This window comes from Chitinophaga cymbidii (genome assembly GCF_007992715.1).
GTDB classification, from domain to species: domain Bacteria; phylum Bacteroidota; class Bacteroidia; order Chitinophagales; family Chitinophagaceae; genus Chitinophaga; species Chitinophaga cymbidii.
Window position 1 is genome coordinate 1,102,373 of the sequence record NZ_BKAU01000001.1, and the last position, 17,805, is coordinate 1,120,177.

The 17,805-nt window shown below is 53.3% G+C and carries 10 protein-coding genes; 5 read left to right on the top strand and 5 right to left on the bottom strand.

Annotated elements, in window-relative coordinates; all coding sequences use genetic code 11:
- Positions 1-5: 5 nt before the first annotated feature.
- Genes CCY01nite_RS04310 through CCY01nite_RS26540 form a run of 5 tightly spaced genes read left to right on the top strand, consistent with a single transcriptional unit; the run spans position 6 to position 11,625 of the window.
- Entirely contained in the window at positions 6-947 is a 942-nt protein-coding gene (locus CCY01nite_RS04310) for a DUF5017 domain-containing protein (RefSeq protein WP_146858134.1), read from the top strand.
- The gene (locus CCY01nite_RS04315; RefSeq protein WP_146858136.1) at positions 947-2,353 is read left to right on the top strand and encodes a sialate O-acetylesterase; all 1,407 of its coding nucleotides are present in this window, start codon (positions 947-949) and stop codon (positions 2,351-2,353) included. The genes CCY01nite_RS04310 and CCY01nite_RS04315 overlap by 1 nt, the downstream gene beginning before the upstream one ends.
- Before the next feature lies 1 nt (position 2,354).
- A complete protein-coding gene (locus CCY01nite_RS04320) occupies positions 2,355-4,328 on the top strand; it encodes a polysaccharide lyase family 8 super-sandwich domain-containing protein (RefSeq protein WP_146858137.1) in 1,974 nt (657 codons plus the stop codon).
- A gap of 12 nt (positions 4,329-4,340) precedes the next feature.
- Positions 4,341-8,348, top strand: a complete 4,008-nt coding sequence (locus tag CCY01nite_RS04325) for a polysaccharide lyase family 8 super-sandwich domain-containing protein (protein ID WP_146858139.1) — start codon at positions 4,341-4,343, stop codon at positions 8,346-8,348.
- A 16-nt stretch (positions 8,349-8,364) separates the two neighbouring features.
- Positions 8,365-11,625, top strand: coding sequence for an FAD-dependent oxidoreductase (locus CCY01nite_RS26540; protein ID WP_186830891.1), 3,261 nt, complete (start codon positions 8,365-8,367; stop codon positions 11,623-11,625).
- Between the two features lie 102 nt (positions 11,626-11,727).
- Here the strand turns inward: CCY01nite_RS26540 and fabF are convergent, their stop codons facing one another.
- From fabF to CCY01nite_RS04355, 5 genes are all read right to left on the bottom strand, one after another.
- The gene (gene fabF / locus CCY01nite_RS04335) at positions 11,728-12,990 is read right to left on the bottom strand and encodes a beta-ketoacyl-ACP synthase II (protein WP_146858141.1); all 1,263 of its coding nucleotides are present in this window, start codon (positions 12,988-12,990) and stop codon (positions 11,728-11,730) included.
- Positions 12,991-13,083: 93 nt separating this feature from the next.
- On the bottom strand, positions 13,084-14,556 hold the full coding sequence (locus CCY01nite_RS04340; RefSeq protein ID WP_146858143.1) for an MBOAT family O-acyltransferase: 1,473 nt from the start codon (positions 14,554-14,556) through the stop codon (positions 13,084-13,086).
- The gene (locus CCY01nite_RS04345; protein WP_186830892.1) at positions 14,513-15,709 is read right to left on the bottom strand and encodes a GDSL-type esterase/lipase family protein; all 1,197 of its coding nucleotides are present in this window, start codon (positions 15,707-15,709) and stop codon (positions 14,513-14,515) included. Before CCY01nite_RS04345 ends, CCY01nite_RS04340 begins: the two co-directional genes overlap by 44 nt.
- 37 nt (positions 15,710-15,746) lie before the next feature.
- Positions 15,747-17,117 (bottom strand): GDSL-type esterase/lipase family protein, encoded by a 1,371-nt coding sequence (locus CCY01nite_RS04350; protein WP_146858147.1) that lies wholly within the window; start codon positions 17,115-17,117, stop codon positions 15,747-15,749.
- A gap of 43 nt (positions 17,118-17,160) precedes the next feature.
- Entirely contained in the window at positions 17,161-17,673 is a 513-nt protein-coding gene (locus tag CCY01nite_RS04355; protein ID WP_146858149.1) for a glucosaminidase domain-containing protein, read from the bottom strand.
- Positions 17,674-17,805: the final 132 nt, after the last annotated feature.

Sequence of the window (17,805 nt, forward strand, 5' to 3'; positions counted from 1 at the left end):
TTTTTATGAAAGTATATCAACGTAACTACGCAATCCTCATCATTTGCCTGATCACACAGCTGCTGACTGCCTGCAGCAAGGAGCTGGAGATCAATGGCGGTGTTCCCGACCTGGCAGTAAGCCTGGCCGACAAAACATATAAAGCCGGGGAGCCGGTGGAATTTCAGTTCACCGGCAGCGCGGGGCTCATCAGCTTCTACTCCGGCGAAACATTTCATGAATATGCCTTCAGGGAAGGCAGAACCGTAGAGGCCGGAAAATTGCTGCTTTCATTCAACAGCAACGTACAATACGGTAACCAGGCCAACCAGTTCTCCGTGCAGGTATCTTCAGATTTCAATGGCAATTATTCTTCTTTTGAGCATATCAGGGCCGCTACCTGGACGGACGTTACTTCCCGCTTCACCATCGGCACCAATGCGACCTATGTGGCTTCCGGCGTGAAGGACATTACCGATCTTGCGGTGGACGGCAAGCCGCTGTATGTTGCCTTCCGGTATATTTACCGGCCTTCCGCACAATACGGCACCCGCAGAACATGGCGCGTACAGAACTTCCGGCTGATATCTTCCACAACATCGCTGGGTGATCAGACGATAGGCGACATGGGCTCTTCAGGTTTCACGCTTGTGGATGAAAATCCGGACACGGAACCTGCCGTATCCACCATTACCGCTACCACGCTTACCCTGGCAGGTACGGCCATCACACCGAGCCTGCTCACCAGCGAAAACTGGATCGTAACCAAAGCCTTTCCCACCGGTGCGATCGACATGGGACCCGATCGTCCCATACCGGTTAAAGGTATTGCGGATGCGCCCATCAGTACATTCAACTACGTTTACGAAAAGCCGGGCACTTACGAAGTGCACTTCGTTGCTGCAAATGCCAACATCGACGGCAGTAAGCAAACCCTGCAAACGTTAAATATTACAATCGTACCGTAATGCAATACCGCCCGCTCGCGATACTGGCCGGCCTGTTCTTTGGAACAAACGCCGCAGGCCAGGTGGCACTGCCATCGCTGTTCGCAGACAATATGATCCTCCAGCAACGGTCGTCTCCCGCTATCTGGGGCAAAGCAGCGGCAGGCGCCACGGTAAAAGTGGTCCCGTCGTGGAATAAGAAAACGTACACCGCAGTTGCCGCGAAAGACAGCACCTGGAAGCTGTTCATGGACACGCCGGCGGCCGGCGGGCCGTACACCATTGCTATCAGCAGCGGCAAACAGCAGCGTGTGTTGAAAAACATCCTGCTCGGTGAAGTATGGCTTTGCTCGGGACAATCCAACATGGAGATGCCGGTGAGAGGAGCTACGAATCAGCCGGTTTTGCATGCCAATGATATCCTGATGGATGGAGACGACCCGGAGATCCGGCTCTTCAAGGTTGAACGCACCGCCAGCAGTACTTCGCAATACGATTGCAACGGCACCTGGCACGAAAGCTCCGGGCAGGTCCTGCGGTATTTCAGCGCAGCGGGCTACCTCTACGCCAGGCTCCTCCACAACAAGCTGAAAGTGCCCGTAGGCATGATCGCAGCATACTGGGGCGGCACCAAGATCCAGCCGTGGATGCCGCACGAAAGCCTGGAAGCGTTCGGCATTCCCGTACCGGACACGGCGTCCGGACCAAATGGCCCACGCAGATCGGCCGCATGGCTGTACCAGGGAATGATCGCACCGCTGGCGGGTTTTGGCATCCGTGGTTTTCTATGGTACCAGGGCGAAGCGAACATTAACGAACCTGCCTTGTACCGCGAGTTGTTACCGGCGATGGTAAAGGGCTGGCGGCAGCAATGGAAAGACAGCAGTCTTGCTTTTTACTACGTGCAGCTGGCGCCGTACGCGTATAACGGAGAAGACTCCCTCTCATCCGCATACCTCCGCGAAGCGCAGCTGCAAAGTCTTCGCAGCATTACCAACAGCGGCATGGCCGTCACGCTCGACGTGGGAGAAAGAACATGCATTCATCCTGCCGACAAATACACCGTTGCCAAGAGACTCGCATGGCTGGCGCTCAATAAAACCTATGGTTTTAAAGGCGTCAGCTGTGATGGGCCCGTTTACGCATCGCACACCGTGAAAGACGGAAAGATGCTGCTGCTTTTCAAAAACGCAGAGAATGGAATTACATCTTACTACAAACCGGTTACCTCTTTTGAAATAGCCGGTGCGGATAAAAAATTCTATCCCGCGCAGGCGCTGATCACCAAAGAAAAAGGCATTACGGTGTGGAGCGACAAAGTAAAGGAGCCGGTGGCGGTGCGATACGGGTTCCGCAACTGGGTGCAGGGCGAATTATACAGCAACGAAGGCCTGCCATTATCATCCTTCAGAACAGATAACTGGTAAGATGAACACGCGCAAATTATTACTCGCCACAGGCATCGTGCTTTGCAGTCATTTTGTTGTGGCACAGTATCCGGCAGACAGCATCATCGCGCGCCGCGCACGGGAAGCGGCCGGAAACTTCAACAGCAGGAAGGCGCAGCAGCTCGCTGCTACCTTGCAGCCTGATGGCACCTGGAGCGACATCGATTACAAAAACCGACAGAAAGGCGGATGGAAACCGTTAGATCATCTCACCCGGTTAAGTACGATGGCCGCTGCATGGGCAGCGCCCTCATCACCACTATATCACAACAAACAACTCTGGAACGCCTGCAGCAAAGCACTGGACCACTGGCTGCAGCAACGTTACCAATCCACCAACTGGTGGTATAACGAGATCGGCGTACCTCGAATGGTACTGGAAATTACTGCGCTCGCGGGGCATCGGCTAAGTGCCACGCAAAGGGAAGGTGCATTGCAGCTGCTGGGTCAGCACCGGGTAAGTGGAGCAGGAGCCAACCTTGTCTGGAGCGCTGACCTCGCACTGCATTATGGTGCGCTGACCGGGGATACAGCGATGATCCGCCGCAACCGCGATCTCATTGTTGAAAGCATTACGATCGGCGAGCCGGAAGGCATCCAGCCGGATTACAGCTTCTTCCAGCATAAAGAAAGATTGCAGTCGTATCACTACGGCTCCTCCTTCTTGCGCGATAACCTCCTGCTTGCCTGGCAGCTTCACGGAACACCGTGGGCCTTTCCTCCGAAGAAGCTGGAGTTGCTCTGTCATTACATCCTGCAAGGCTTACAATGGATGAGCAGGAACCACTATACCGTTCCATCCACGCTGGACCGCGCCGTAAGCCGGCCCAATGCTCTCAAAACACAAACGCTGCTCGCCGCGGCCAATCTCCTGAAAGCAATGAATATCACCGCGCTCGATGGCATGATGATCGCGTATAACAACAACATGCGGAAACCTGCCTTTCATGCATTTCCGTATGCAGACTTCACCACGTTTCATCAGCCCGGGTTCAGCATTTTCCTGAAAACTATCTCTACCCGCACCCTGCCTACGGAATACATGAACGGAGAGAATAAGAAAGGAGGCTTGCTGAATGCTGGCAACACTTTTCTGATGGCAGACGGCAAAGAATATTATAACCTGATGCCTTTATGGAACTGGCAATATTTGCCGGGCATCACATCTTTTCATGCAGACGCAAAGCCGGAAAGGCAGCCCTATGCGGGGATCGTAGGCGATAGTGCCTGCGGCCTTTCGGCTATGCATTACGCGATCGGGAAAGACAGCAGCCATCTCCGCGCCCGGAAATCCTGGGCAATGTGGAACAACGTGATGATCGCCATGGTAGCTGGTATTGAATATGAAGAGATCAACACGCCGGTATTCACGGTGCTGGACCAGTGCCGGTGGAGAAGACCCGTAACCACCTCCTCGAAGCGGGAGTTGGCAAAACCTGGCCAATATATGTTGGCGAAAAAAGAATGGGCATACCAGACGCCCTTCGCTTACGTCCCCCTTACCGAAAACGCTTTGCAGATAGACCTGAAAGATACGACCGGCAACTGGCAGGCCATCAACCAGGGCAAATCTGCCCGGCCCGTAAATGGAAAAGTGCTGGAGATAAAAATGGAACATCTGCACCAGGAGAATCTCGCCTATGCCGTGCTGTACCAGCCACGCGAAAACGATGTACATCGCTGGGAAATATTGCGAAACGATACCGCCTGCCAATCTGTGCTGTTTACAGACGGCACCCTGATGACCACCTTTCATACGGGAACGGACCTACGTTGGAAAAATCATGTACTGAAAACCGACCGGCCCGTTTTGCTGATGATCAGGAACGATACCCTTTATGCGAGTGATCCGCTACACCTGGGCGGCACCTTGCAGATCACGATAAACGAACAGGTAAAAACCATTATCCTACCAGCGGAAGGCACAACGATTCAACAGAAAATCACCATTTAAACTTCCACGCACATGAAAAATTTTACCCCCTTATTTCTGCTGCTCATCACGCTGCAGGTCACTGCGCAAACGCGGGTACGCTCTACTGCCACCGGCGGAAGCTGGAATAGCACCAGCACCTGGGTGGGTGGCACCGTTCCCGGCCCGAACGACACTACCGAAATTGCCGCGGGCGCTACCGTTACCGTGAATGGCAATAGTACCAATACCGTCTGCGGAAGGCTGGAAGTATCCGGCACCGTGGAATTTTCGGCGGACGCGTATCCCCTTATCATCAATGGTCCGCTGGAGATCAGCAGCACCGGCGTTTTTAAGGCAGTAAAGGCTTCAACCTCCTTTGCAAAAGCCGTGACCATCCATGGCAGCATCAACAACAACGGAACATTGTATGCACCTTACGCTATTGAAGGCACAACCCCTTCTACCACCGGCGGCATCACCATGGGGCAGGCATCCGCCATTACCGGCATCAGCGGCACCGGCACTTTCAGCGTGTTTCGCCAGCTCACCATCGATAACCCGTATGGCGTGAACCTCAATGTTGTATTATCTGTTTCCTCCAAACTCATCCTGCACAATGGTCTTTTTAATAACAGGACCAACCTCACGCTCAACAATACTTCCGTGGGCACAGGCCCGAACGGGGCAGCTACCAGCTCCGGCAATATTCGCCTGGAACGTTCGCAACTTTCCTCGCTGGATGATCCAATGACGGTCGGTGGCAGCGCATCTTATTTCGTCACCTATTACACCAATACCACCGGGGCCGGCAATATGATCACGGAGGGCTATGAATTGCCCTCCAGCCGCTCCTTGCACGGCATTACGGTCAACAACGGCGGTGGTGTAAAGATCAACGATAATCTTACCGTAATTTCTGCGTCCGTACCGCTGGTATTGACGAATGGTATTGTGAACGTTGCAAAAGGTAAAACGCTGACTTGCAGCAACACGGGCTATGCAGGTTCATCCGGGGCCACTGCCAGCTTTGTACAAGGCGGGCTTTCACTTTCCGTTGCCACCACTGCAGCCAATAGAACGTTTCCTGTGGGCTTTGGTGACCAGCGCAGGCAGATCGTACTGAAGAACGCAAAAGCGTCCACCGGCACCATGCAGGTGAGATTTGAAATTGTTGACACGGCCGGCGGAACAGGAGCTACTGGCATCACGATCGCCCCGTCGATGAAACGCCGGGGCAGCATTGCCAGCGGCAGTCTGCATAGCTTTACCGGCCTTACTTTCACGCTTGGCACAGACGAGAACGATTATGCCGTCGGTAACATTGCCAGCTCCGCCACCTGGAACGGCACTTACCAGGATATGGGGGAAGGGTCGAGAACGCTTACCACCGTTAGCTCGCCGGAATCATCCTATACCAGCATCCGGACTTATGCCATGGCCGTGCCGGACGTTGTATGGTCCGGCGTGATGGATTCCCTGAGAACAAAATGGACTTCCCTGCTTACCGGATCCCCCTTCAACATCTCCGATCCTGATATTGCAACCCGCGTTGCATCCGTGAATACAAGCGGCTACAATAACTGGAACAGCATGATCAAAGACACAGCGGGACGTACCAGGTTGTGGGCTGATATCGACCATTCCTCCTCTGCAGATATCACCACCAGCTACTCCCGGTTGAAACTAATGGCCACGGCGTATGCAACGGAAGGCGCCGCACTGTATCACAACGATACCCTGAAGAACGACATCACCTGGGCACTCGACTGGTTGTACCGTTTTCACTATAACGAGCATATCACCGTGCCCACTACAGGAGGTACGAACAATTGGTGGGACTATCGCATTGGCGCCCCACTGCGGCTCAACGACATCGTAATATTGATGTATGATTCACTGGATGCCAACCGTCGCTTCCGATATATGGCAGCAGTAGATAACAGCACGCCCAATGCGGGCGATTATACCGGCGCCAATCTTGCCTGGGTCAGCACCGTGATCGCCATCCGTGCCATCGTCGTAAAAAGCCCTTCAAAACTACTCTACGCCCGCAATTCACTGAGCCCCGTATTCCAGTACGTTTCCTCCGGGGATGGCTTCTATACAGACGGTTCATTTATCCAGCACAACTACCAGCCCTACAACGGCGCCTACGGCCTGTCGCTGTTCACCAGTATTGCAGACATCCTGTTTCTATATGGCAACACATCCATCGATTTTACAGATCCTGCAAGGAACAACGTGATAGACTGGGTGTACAATGCATTTGAACCGCTCATCTACAAAGGCGCCATGATGAGTATGGTACGTGGCCGGGAAATCAGCCGCGCATCCGCTACCGAACACATCAAAGGGCGGAATTTCACAGAAGCACTGATCGAATTCTCGGATATCGTACCGGCATCAGACGGGGCACGCATGAAAAAGCTGGCCAAACATTATCTGCTGACGGACAGCACATTTGCAACACCCTATACCAGCCTCGGTTCTATCCATAGCCTGAAACTTGCGAAAGCCCTGATCAATGATGCCGGCGTTTCGCCGCGTGCAGGTTACAATATATATCAACAGTTCGCGGGAATGGACAGAGCGGTGCAGCACACCGCCAATTACGCTATCGGCGTAAGCATGCATTCCACCCGTACTTACAACTACGAACGCATCAACGATGAAAACCTGAAAGGCTGGCATTTATCAGATGGCATGACGTACCTGTATAACAAAGACCAACAGCAATATGACAACTTCTACTGGCCGACGGTGAACATGTACCGTTTGCCAGGCACCACCGTAAAAGAAAATACGACTGCTACGCAAAACAGGAACAATCAAAGCGCCTGGGCCGGAGGCACCAGCTTACTGGGCCGCTACGGTGTTTCAGGAATCCAGCTTTCACCATACGGGACCACGCTGCTTGCAAAAAAAGCATGGTTCTTTTTCGGCAACAAAATGGTTGCCCTGGGTGCTGGTATAAAAAACAGTGATAATGAAAACGTGTCCACCTACATCGATCAGCGGAAGATCCCTTATGTGAATACCGCTACCTTTATGGTGAATGGTGTGACGCAATCTTCCAGTTTCGGCACCGAAGCCTCACCGGCTCTGTTCAACAACGTATCGTGGGCGCACCTTAGCAGCGTAACGGGAGCAGACATCGGGTATTATTTTCCCGATGCTCCCGCATTACGTGGTCTTCGCCAGGAGCAAACCGGGCGCTGGAGCGATATAGCCTCCGGCGAGAGCACCACGCTGCGCACACAACGGTTCATCACCTTATGGCAACCGCACGGTAATCATGCCAACGATAACGGCGCCAGCTACAACAAATATGCATACGTATTGCTGCCGGGGTTCAGCGCAAGTGAAACAGAAGATTTTGCGGATAATCCAGACGTTACCATCCTGCGGAATGAAGCGGGCTCACAGGCTGTGCATGAACCGTCTACCGGTATCACCGGCGCTGTTTTCTGGGGCGATGCCAACTCCTATATCCCCATGAACGGTGATACGGCATATCTCTACTGCAACAAAAAAGCCGCGGTCATGCTCATGGAAAAGGAGGATACGATTGCATTCGCCGTATCAGATCCTACACAGCTCAATACCGGTACGATTACGATCAGGCTGCACAATACGGCTTCGTCCGTATTATATAGCAGTCCGAATATCAGCGTTACCCGTCTTACGCCGGACATCCAGTTCACGGTAGACGTAGCAGGACTGAAAGGCGCCACCAGCGAGCTGATCCTCGCGAAAACCACTTCCCCGTTCATGGCTTTCAGCAAACCGGAAACTATGGAGCACACGAACGATCTCAGCTTCGATATTATTCAATCCACATCCAGGCGAAAGGTAGAATACGTGCTGCAAACCAGGTATTCAGGGCCGGGTACTATTACGTTGATGGACATCAGCGGCCGCGAGATCTTTTCCAAAGCGGTCAATGTCGCTCGGGGACAGAACAGAAGCGTGCTGCACGTGCCCTATCATCCTTCGGGCGTATATGTAGCGGTACTGAAGCTGAACGGGAAGACGTATACCAGCAAGTACATCCGATAAAACAAACAACACGATCATGAGGAAATTGATTTTTTCCATTTCAACACTGTTCATCACCTGTGCTGCCGGCGCACAGCAGAAAGTACCTGTTTCCATAGCCATGGGAACGGTGCAACAGCAGCTGCAGAGGATGACAGCCCAACAAACTGACGTAACGAAGTATCCACGCACGATCAAAGACGGCATCACCCGCACGGTAAAATCATCAGACTGGACCAGCGGTTTCTTCCCCGGCACCCTGTGGTATCTCTACGAATACACCGGCGATGCAAAATGGGAAACACTCGCGCGGCAATGGACTGCCGGCCTTGAAAAAGAGAAACGCAACAAAGGCACACATGACCTGGGGTTCATGATGTATTGCCCCTTTGGCAACGGCTACCGTCTCACGCAAGATCCCGCCTACCGGCAGGTGCTGCTGGAATCCGCGGCGTCACTGGCATCCCGCTTTAACGCCAAAACAGGCACGCTCAAATCGTGGGACAAAAAAGAATTTCACTTCCCCGTGATCATCGACAACATGATGAACCTCGAATTGCTTTTCTGGGCCACCCGGGTAACGGGTGACAGCAGCTATTACAAAATAGCGGTATCGCATGCTGACCAAACGATGAAGCATCATTTCCGCAAGAACTATAGCAGCTATCACGTGGTAGATTACGACTCCGTCACCGGCCAACCCTTGCGGAAGATCACCCACCAGGGATACAGCGACCACAGCGCATGGGCGCGCGGCCAGGCGTGGGGGCTGTATGGTTACACGATGGCTTATCGTTTCACGCAGGATCAACGCTACCTGCAACAGGCGGAAAAGATCGCGGCGTTTTACCTCGGAAAGCTCCCTAAAGACAAGGTCCCCTACTGGGACTTTGACGCACCGCGCAGCAGCAAGCCACCCCGCGACGCATCCGCTGCGGCCATCACCGCATCGGCATTGCTGGAACTATCAAAATATACGAACAACAAAAAATACTTCACGGCGGCGGAAGACATGCTGGTGAGCCTTTGCTCGACCACCTACATGGCAGCGCCCGGCAGTAATAATTACTTTCTGCTGAAGCATTCTACCGGCCACATGCCGCATCGCTCGGAGATCGATGTGCCGATCAACTATGCCGATTACTACTTCGTAGAAGCGTTGTTGCGTTATCAACCTGTACAAAGTATTAAAAAAGCAGATGTAGTGGTGTATACCGGAAACCCCGGCGGCATCACGGCCGCCATTGCGGCAGCACGGGAAGGCGCCAGCGTATTGCTGGTAGAACCCTCCCCGTACCTCGGTGGCATCGTAGCGCAGGGCGGGCTTTGTGTTTCGGATATCGGTCACCATGAAACTATTGGTGGCCTTGCAAAGAACTTCTTTCAACAAACAGCGGATTATTACAGGACTACCTACGGTGAACGTTCGGAACAATGGAAAGCATCTGTGGTAGAAGGTTTACCCGGTGCATCATTTGAACCGAAAGTCGGCGAACTGGTGTTTGAGCAAATGTTGAAAGCATATCCCTCTATCAAGATCGTACGCAATGTTTCCCTGGTAAAAACCTGGCAGCAAGGCAAACAGATCCATGCCATCACGTGCAAAAATCTGCAAACCGGCGACACCGTGCATCTACAAGGCAAGGTGTTCGTAGATGCCAGCTATACGGCAGACCTTGTGGCCATGGCGAAAGTAAGTTACCTGCTGGGCACCGAAGGCAAGCACGTATTCGGTGAGCCATCTGTTCCTGATCAGTCTTCCCGGGCCATCCAGGCATTCAACTACCGGGTAACAATGAGCAATGACCCGGCAAACATGGTGGCAGTCAGCAAGCCGGCCGCTTACGATGCAGCGGCTTACGACATCCGGCTGGCAGGTCTTCTGAAAGACAGCACCACCAGGGTTTTCAAAACCTACTGGAAACTGCCCAATAAAAAGATAGATGCCAACATCGCGGATTTCCCCGGCGTGAACTGGACCTATCCCGAAGCGGATTACGCAGCACGCGCAGCCCTCGAAGCAAAGCACCGTAATAATTCGCTGGGCTACATCTATTTCCTGCAGAACGATCCGCGTGTACCTATGCGCATGCAAAAGGAAGCCAGAACATGGGGCCTTGCGAAAGACGAGTTTACAGACAATGGAAATTTCCCTCGTCACATCTACATCCGTGAAGGAAGAAGATTGAATGGCGCTTACGTCATGCGCCAGCAGGACCTGCAGCAGGACCGCGAGAAACCGGACGCCATTGCGCTCGGCAGTTACTCGATGGACAGTCATGCTACGACCGTTATCCGCAAATCGGACGGCACCCTGGGATACTCCGGTGGCGGTATCTGGGAGCCTGTGAAAGCTTATGAGATCGCCTATCGCGCGTTAGTACCCAAAGCCACGGAATGCACGAACCTGCTGGTTCCCGTTTGTATGTCCTCCACCCATATGGCATGGACTTCCTTACGCATGGAACCTGTGTTCATGATGACGGGCGAAGCCGCCGGCATTGCCGCTGCCATGGCCTTTGCCCACAACACGACGGTACAAAACGTGCACACCGCCACACTCCGTCAGCATTTAAAAAAGCACGGCGCCCTGGTGAACCTGTTACCCGAGACCGTGGCGGATTTCGAGTGGCAGCCGCGGGCGCCCCGCGTTGGGGAGACCGTTACGTTCACGGTTAAAACAAAGCCTGGCAATACGCAGCCGGTTCGTTGCTATTGGGATTTCGATGGCGACGGAAAGCCGGATGCGAACACACTGGAAGTTAAGCAAACCATGAAAGCGGATAAAGTACAGTTAGTGAGCCTTGTTGTGGAAGACGCCTCCGGCAAGCGATCACTGCCCTTTGCACGTACTGTAAAAGCAGGAAACGGCAAGGGCGGAGACATCCAGATAGATTCCGAAGACAGCACCCACGCCCGCCTCAAACTGGTTAAGAAAGCCATGGCGCAAACGCCTTACTGGGGCAACTTCTATCATACGGACGGAAATGTAATGAAAGGAAAATCTTCCGCTACTTATCTACCTGACATTGAAAAGGCCGGCAAATATGATGTGTATGTTTCCACAGTGCCCGGCAACGGCAGAAGCAGCCATACGCTGGTAGAGCTGGCACATGCGAAAGGCACGGAAAGGATCTATATTGATCAGCGGAAAGGTGATCCTTTATTCGGACTGATCTTTCTCGGAAGATTTGAATTCAGGCCGGGAGGTGCGGCAAGTCTTACTATCCGGAATAATGATCATGGGAAGTATATTTTGTATGATGTTGCGAGATGGGTGTTGAGGTCCACGAACTAAAGGCAGCATTTTTTATCAGGGGACTGTCTAAAAAGTAACTAAAAAACCGGGATAGAAGAAGAATCTTCATCCCGGTTAATGCTTTATACTTATACCAGTTTATTATCCCTTAAACTTCGCAAACGCTGCAATGGCGTTGTGCCCGCCGAAACCAAACGTGTTGCTGATCGCAACATTGATGGTACGGTGCTGGGCCTTGCCGAGCGTAAGGTTGAGATCGGAGGGGATGTCTTCTCCGAGTTCGGTCGTATTGATCGTGGGCGGTACGATGTCGTTCTGGATCGCTTTGATACAGGCGATCGCTTCAATAGCGCCGGCAGCACCTAACAGGTGACCGGTCATAGACTTCGTAGCGCTGATATTCAGCTTGCCGGCATGATCGCCGAATACGGCCTTGATCGCTTTCAGCTCGCTGACATCTCCCAGCGGCGTGGAAGTGGCGTGCGCATTGATATAATCCACATCTGTAACGTTCAGGCCGGCATCTTCCAGCACTTCTTTCATGCCCAGCTGGGCGCCCAGCCCTTCGGGATGGGTAGCGGTCAGGTGGTAAGCATCGCAGCTCATGGCGCCGCCGACCATTTCGCCGTAGATGGTGGCTCCGCGGGCGATAGCATGTTCATAATCTTCCAGCACTACCGCGCCGGCGCCTTCGCCCATCACGAAACCGTCACGGTCCTTGTCAAACGGACGGGAAGCGTGGAGGGCGTCGTCGTTGCGGGTGGACAGGGCTTTCAGTGCATTGAAGCCCGCAATGCTGGCGCGGGTGATCGGGCCTTCAGAACCTCCGGCGATGATCATTTTGGCCTTGCCCATGCGGATATAGTGGAAAGCGTCTACCAGCGCGCTGTTGGAAGAAGCGCAGGCGGACACGGTGCAATAGTTGATGCCCATCAGTCCATATTTAATGGCGATCTGCCCTGCCGCAATGTCTGATATCAGGCGGGGGATAAAGAATGGGCTGAATTTCGGGACGAAGTTGGCGGCCGCGAAGTCCAGAATCTGCTCCTCGAAAGTCTGCATACCACCGTTACCGGAAGCCCAGATCACGCCAAACTTGCTGCGGTCCACCTTTTCCAGGTCCACACCACAGTTGTGAATGGCTTCATGTGCAACGACCATGGCGTACTGTGTAAAGGTGTCCATTTTACGGGCTTCCTTTTTTTCTATGAACGCATCAATGTCCAGCCCCTTCAGTTCGTGCGCGAATTTTGTCTTGAATTCGGTCGTATCGAACTTGGTGATAGGGCCGGCGCCACTTTTTCCGGCTTTCAGGTTTTCCCAGAACGTGTTTACATCATTACCGATCGGCGTGATAGCTCCCATTCCGGTGACCACAACCCTTCTCAGTGTAACAGTACGCATAAATTTTATTTGAATGACAAAAGTTAAGGACGCAAAGGTAGTTACTTCTTATCAGGAAAACGCATACGCATGAAGAAAAAATAACATACACCGTTAAAATTGAAAATAGATGGGAATCATGGGCACGGTTGTTTTCACCTGGGCGAGGAACCAGATGAATACCGTCATCACCGCTACGCTGCCCCAAAGCGGCAGGCGGGCAAGACGGAATTCCAGTTTTTGTTCCGTGGCGGCGGGAAGGAAATGCAGCAGGTAGCCAATGCCCATGAGGATGAATACCTGCGGGTAAGCGGTGAGCACCTCCGGCAACAGATTCCCCTGGAAGTCGTACGCCACCTGGCGGATCAGCGCCCATGCATCCGCGAAGCTGGCGGCATGGAAGAATATCCAGCAGAAACAAACGAGGTGAAATGTAAAAAGAATACCGCCGATCTTCCAGAGGCGCTTGTTAACAGGGGCAAATTTTGCCATCCGCTGCCGCCACACTTTATCCACCGCCAGCGCGCCGCCGTGAATGCCGCCCCAGAGAATGAAGTTCCAGCTGGCGCCATGCCAGAACCCGCCGATCAGCATGGTCAGCAGCAAATTGATATACTGCCGCAGCTTGCCTTTTCGGTTGCCGCCGAGGGGAATGTACACATAGTCGCGGAGCCAGGACGATAAAGAGATGTGCCACCGGCGCCAGAACTCCGTGATGGAGCTGCTTTTATAGGGTTTGTCGAAGTTCGGGGGAATGGTAAAGCCCATCCAGCGGGCGATGCCGATGGCCATATCCGAATACCCCGAGAAATCGCAGTAGATCACTAGCGCGTACGCATACACGCCGAGCAGGCATTCGATGCCGGTATGGCGGGAAGGATCATCGAAGATGTACTGCACGAAATTCTGGTACACGAAATCGGAGATGACCACTTTTTTGAAAAGACCGCCCAGGATGAGGAACATGCCCTTTCCCACGTCTTCCCTGTTCAGCACGTAAGGCTGCCGGATCTGCGGGATGAAGTCTGCCGCCCGGACAATCGGCCCCATCATCAGTTTCGGGAAAAATGACAGGAAAAAGAGATAGTCCATGAATTTATCCACCGGTTTGATCTCACGGCGGTATACATCGATCGTATAGCTGAGGTTTTCGAACGTATAAAATGAAATACCGATGGGCAGGAGAATGTGCATCGGCGTGATCCGTCCGGCGCCGAGGTCGTTCAGGATGCCGATGAAAAAATTCGTGTACTTGAAATACACCAGCATGCCGATGTTGATCAATACGCTGAACCAGAGCAGCCCTTTGCGCACTCCTTCCCGCTGCTCGCGGTGAATGCGGTTGCTGAGGTAAAAATCCACGATAGCCGAAAGGATCACGAGGCCAACGTATTCATTGCAGGCTTTATAGAAAAAGTATAGGGAAAATACCGTGAACACCCACACCCTGCCCCGCTCGTGCTTCCGCACCAGCTGGTAGCACAACAGGAAGGCGGCGAAGAAATACAGGAAAAACGCGCTGTTGAAGAGAATAGGGTCTGCTTCATTGTATTTCAGCACGTTCCACAGGTTTTCCAGGAAAGGCATCGGTTAAATTTTTTATCCAGTCATCATATGCCGCTGCGATCGTTTCAAACAACATCGTTCCCTGCAGCGTATATCCATATGCGTTAAAATGCAATTTGTCGTTACTCCATCCGCGCAGGAATCTTTTATCCGCGCGCATGGCGTCGTAAAAGTCCCAGCAGGCGTAACCGTTATCCCTGCAATACTGCAGTATCTCCGCGCGCAGCACCGCTACCTGCGGATTGGCGGCATAGGTTACGCGGTAATACGTGCGCTTGTTCTTCCGGTAGGCCACGCGCCGTTTCTTCTTCATGCCGTAGGGCGGCGTGGTGAACAATACTTTTGCGCCGGGTGCATGTTCCCGCACCGCTTTCATCGTTTTGTCCATTTCCTGCCGCAGCTGCGCGGCGGTGACACCGCCAAAAGCTTCGTTGGTGCCGAGTGACAGGATCAACAGCTGCGGGCGCAGGATGCGGAGCTGCACCGGGAGCGTGGCGGCATGCTGGTTATAGTGCATGAACTGCGCGCCGTTGATGCCGATGGCATGGTACAGCACGCCCTGATGGCCGTTCTGCAGCACCGCGCCGTAAAAGCGGAACAATCCCTTATGCTGCGGCCAGCTCAGGCGGAAAGCGTAGATGCTGCTGTCTGCCGTGATGGTGGCCTGCTGCATGTTTTCGGGGAAAGCAGTGCTGTCTTCGTGTATCCTCACGGTCAGTTGCTCCATATCCCCAACGGCCTGCACCGGCGCCTTACCAGTGCCGGCATCGTAAAAGATCTGTATGTTGTCCGTGCTTCCCTGTTTTATTGTGCAGGAAAGCGACGGCGAAACCTGCGACGTATGGATCGTCATCCCGCCAGGCCCCGGCCAGTATACCTGGTATCTTTCCACCACGCGGACGGAAGACCAGCGAATATGGCTGCTCCAGCGATACGCATCCGGACCGTTCGTACGCGCCAGGTTGTAGGGAAGCACCCATCCGGGGCCCGCATCGCCGAACTTCTGTTTCAGCCCGGCGGCGGCCGCTTCCGGCAGAAAGCCCGCCTGCACGTGCGAATCACCGAGGTGAAAAATGCTCACCACCTGGCTGTCCGCCCGCCGCAGCTGTTCAAAGAGCGGATACAGGGCCGTATCATTGAAAAGAAAACGCGATGTCTGTGCGCTGCTTTTCATGCTACATCCCATACATCCCAAAATGACAATGAGCCCGCTAAAACGTCTCCTGCTGATATTCATCCATGATCGCTTTGTATAACAAGGCGCCTACTTTGGAGGCCCCGCGGAAATTGAAGTGTGTGTAATCCCTGTTCGCCAGCGCCGTATCGCCTTCCACCCATTTTGCCATCGCGCCGTCGCCACCCATGGCGGAATACAGGTTCCAGTAAGCGATGCCGCGTTTTTCCGCTACGCGGTGCTGTACTTTCAGCAATGCTTTCACACCGGGAGCGGTGACATATTTTCCCTGTTTCCGGTATGATTTATCCGCCGTGCCTACGATCAGGATGGAGGTTTGCGGGAAGATGCGGTGAAGGGAATCCACCACTCTCACCATCGTTTTACCATACCAGTCGTATTTCGTGTTTTCCGGCCTGTATAATACGTTCGCGCCGTAATGCAACACAATGAGATCGTACGGGCGCACCGAGCGCATCTGCCGCCACATGCCGCTGCTGAGCCGGGCCAGTTCTATGCCGCTGATGCCGCGGAAGGAATAATTATCGAGGAAGATGCCGTTGCGGCTTTCAAAGCAAACGCCATAAAACGGCGTTTGTTCGTCACCGTTAAACTTCAGCGTCAGAGCGCGGGCGGTACTGTCTGTTGTGAACGAGTAGGCATTGATCTTCCTGTTGCCGCCCAGCTGCAGGGGCTTGTTGTTCACCATCACGGTCCTGCCGCCGGAGCCATAGAGCAGGCTTACTTCTTCAAACTGATCGAGGCGTTCACGCTTCACCGGCGTATAGCGCACCCAGCTGTCCGCCGACGGCACGAATACGTGCCCGGAAATGCCCAGCTCCGTGCCGCTTGGCGGCGTGTTCATGAAATGATAATCGGTCCAGTTCCCGGAATACGTATGCCCGATGGAAGTACGGAAGCCGGATACCACAGAGGTGGCCGGCACATATCCTACGCCTTCGCCTCCGAAGTAGGCTTGCAGGCTGTCGCGGAGGTCTTGTGTGATAAGGTCCCCTTCTATCATGGAATCGCCGAAGTAGGCGATGCGCACTTTCTTGCGTTGACCCGTTCTGAGCGCTTTCAGCGCCTGCATGAAATATTGCATGCCGCCGCCTTCTCCTTCCGCGGTGATGCCATAATCGAGAATACCGCTGTAGGTAAGGAAGTCGCGCCGCACGGCAATGGCAACGCTGTCCGCTGTGCTGTCCGTCGGGGGCGTGATCTCCTGGGCCACGAATGATGTGTCCGCTGCGGGCTCCGGTTGCCGGAGGTCCGCCAGGATGTCCAGCCGGCGCAAGGTATGGCCACCGATGGAAAGACCGTTCTGAACGAGGGATAACGCTGCCAGGCAAAGCAGGGTTCCCATCACAATGACGAGCGGATAGGGATGTTTATTTCCGGTGGGCATGATAAATTACGTGTGTCCGTTTCCGTGATTTGTCCCCGCAAATCTATTGTTTTGCCAGCTTTAAATCACCATCCAGTTCATATAATTTATAACGTTTGATCACGTTCGTCACCCGGTCTATCCATACCTGTCCGGCGGAAGAGTAGTTGGACTGGATGAGCTTCTTCAGCCACTCCTGGTAATCGGCATTGCCTTTCATGCCGGCATACCATTTACGGCGGGTGCATAATCTTGCGAAGTAGCGGAAGGACGCGGTATCCGATGCAAATTCACGGTATACGGAGCGGTAGGTTTCCCCGCGTTTGGCGAGGTTGTTCTTTCCTACGATGCCGAAGTGATTGTTCAGCAGCTTTGCATTTCTGCTGGTCCCGCTGCCGGATTCCAGCATGGCAACGCCAAGGATCACACTGGCGGGAACGCCTGTTTCTTTCATGAGATCAACTGCAACGGGCTCGAATTTCTGAATGTACTTTTTGGGGATCTTCTGTGCCGAGACTGCGATAGAGGTGGCCAGCATACCACCGAGCAGCAACGTTCTTTTCTTTCTTAAAAGCATGCGCTTGTTTTAAATGAACCAATCCGCACGGGGGCTTTTTCACCGGACAAAATTACATCAATCAAGATACATTTAATGTAATTAATATGTTAATGTGTTATAATTTAAGTTTATTCTGATATTATATTAACA

Excerpts from the sequence above, each read along its gene's own strand:
- CCY01nite_RS04310 (WP_146858134.1), top strand. The coding sequence starts at position 6 with ATGAAAGTATATCAACGTAACTACGCAATCCTCATCATTTGCCTGATC.
- CCY01nite_RS04315 (WP_146858136.1), top strand. The coding sequence starts at position 947 with ATGCAATACCGCCCGCTCGCGATACTGGCCGGCCTGTTCTTTGGAACA.
- CCY01nite_RS04320 (WP_146858137.1), top strand. The coding sequence starts at position 2,355 with ATGAACACGCGCAAATTATTACTCGCCACAGGCATCGTGCTTTGCAGT.
- CCY01nite_RS04325 (WP_146858139.1), top strand. The coding sequence starts at position 4,341 with ATGAAAAATTTTACCCCCTTATTTCTGCTGCTCATCACGCTGCAGGTC.
- CCY01nite_RS26540 (WP_186830891.1), top strand. The coding sequence starts at position 8,365 with ATGAGGAAATTGATTTTTTCCATTTCAACACTGTTCATCACCTGTGCT.
- fabF (WP_146858141.1), bottom strand. The coding sequence starts at position 12,990 with ATGCGTACTGTTACACTGAGAAGGGTTGTGGTCACCGGAATGGGAGCT.
- CCY01nite_RS04340 (WP_146858143.1), bottom strand. The coding sequence starts at position 14,556 with ATGCCTTTCCTGGAAAACCTGTGGAACGTGCTGAAATACAATGAAGCA.
- CCY01nite_RS04345 (WP_186830892.1), bottom strand. The coding sequence starts at position 15,709 with ATGAAAAGCAGCGCACAGACATCGCGTTTTCTTTTCAATGATACGGCC.
- CCY01nite_RS04350 (WP_146858147.1), bottom strand. The coding sequence starts at position 17,117 with ATGCCCACCGGAAATAAACATCCCTATCCGCTCGTCATTGTGATGGGA.
- CCY01nite_RS04355 (WP_146858149.1), bottom strand. The coding sequence starts at position 17,673 with ATGCTTTTAAGAAAGAAAAGAACGTTGCTGCTCGGTGGTATGCTGGCC.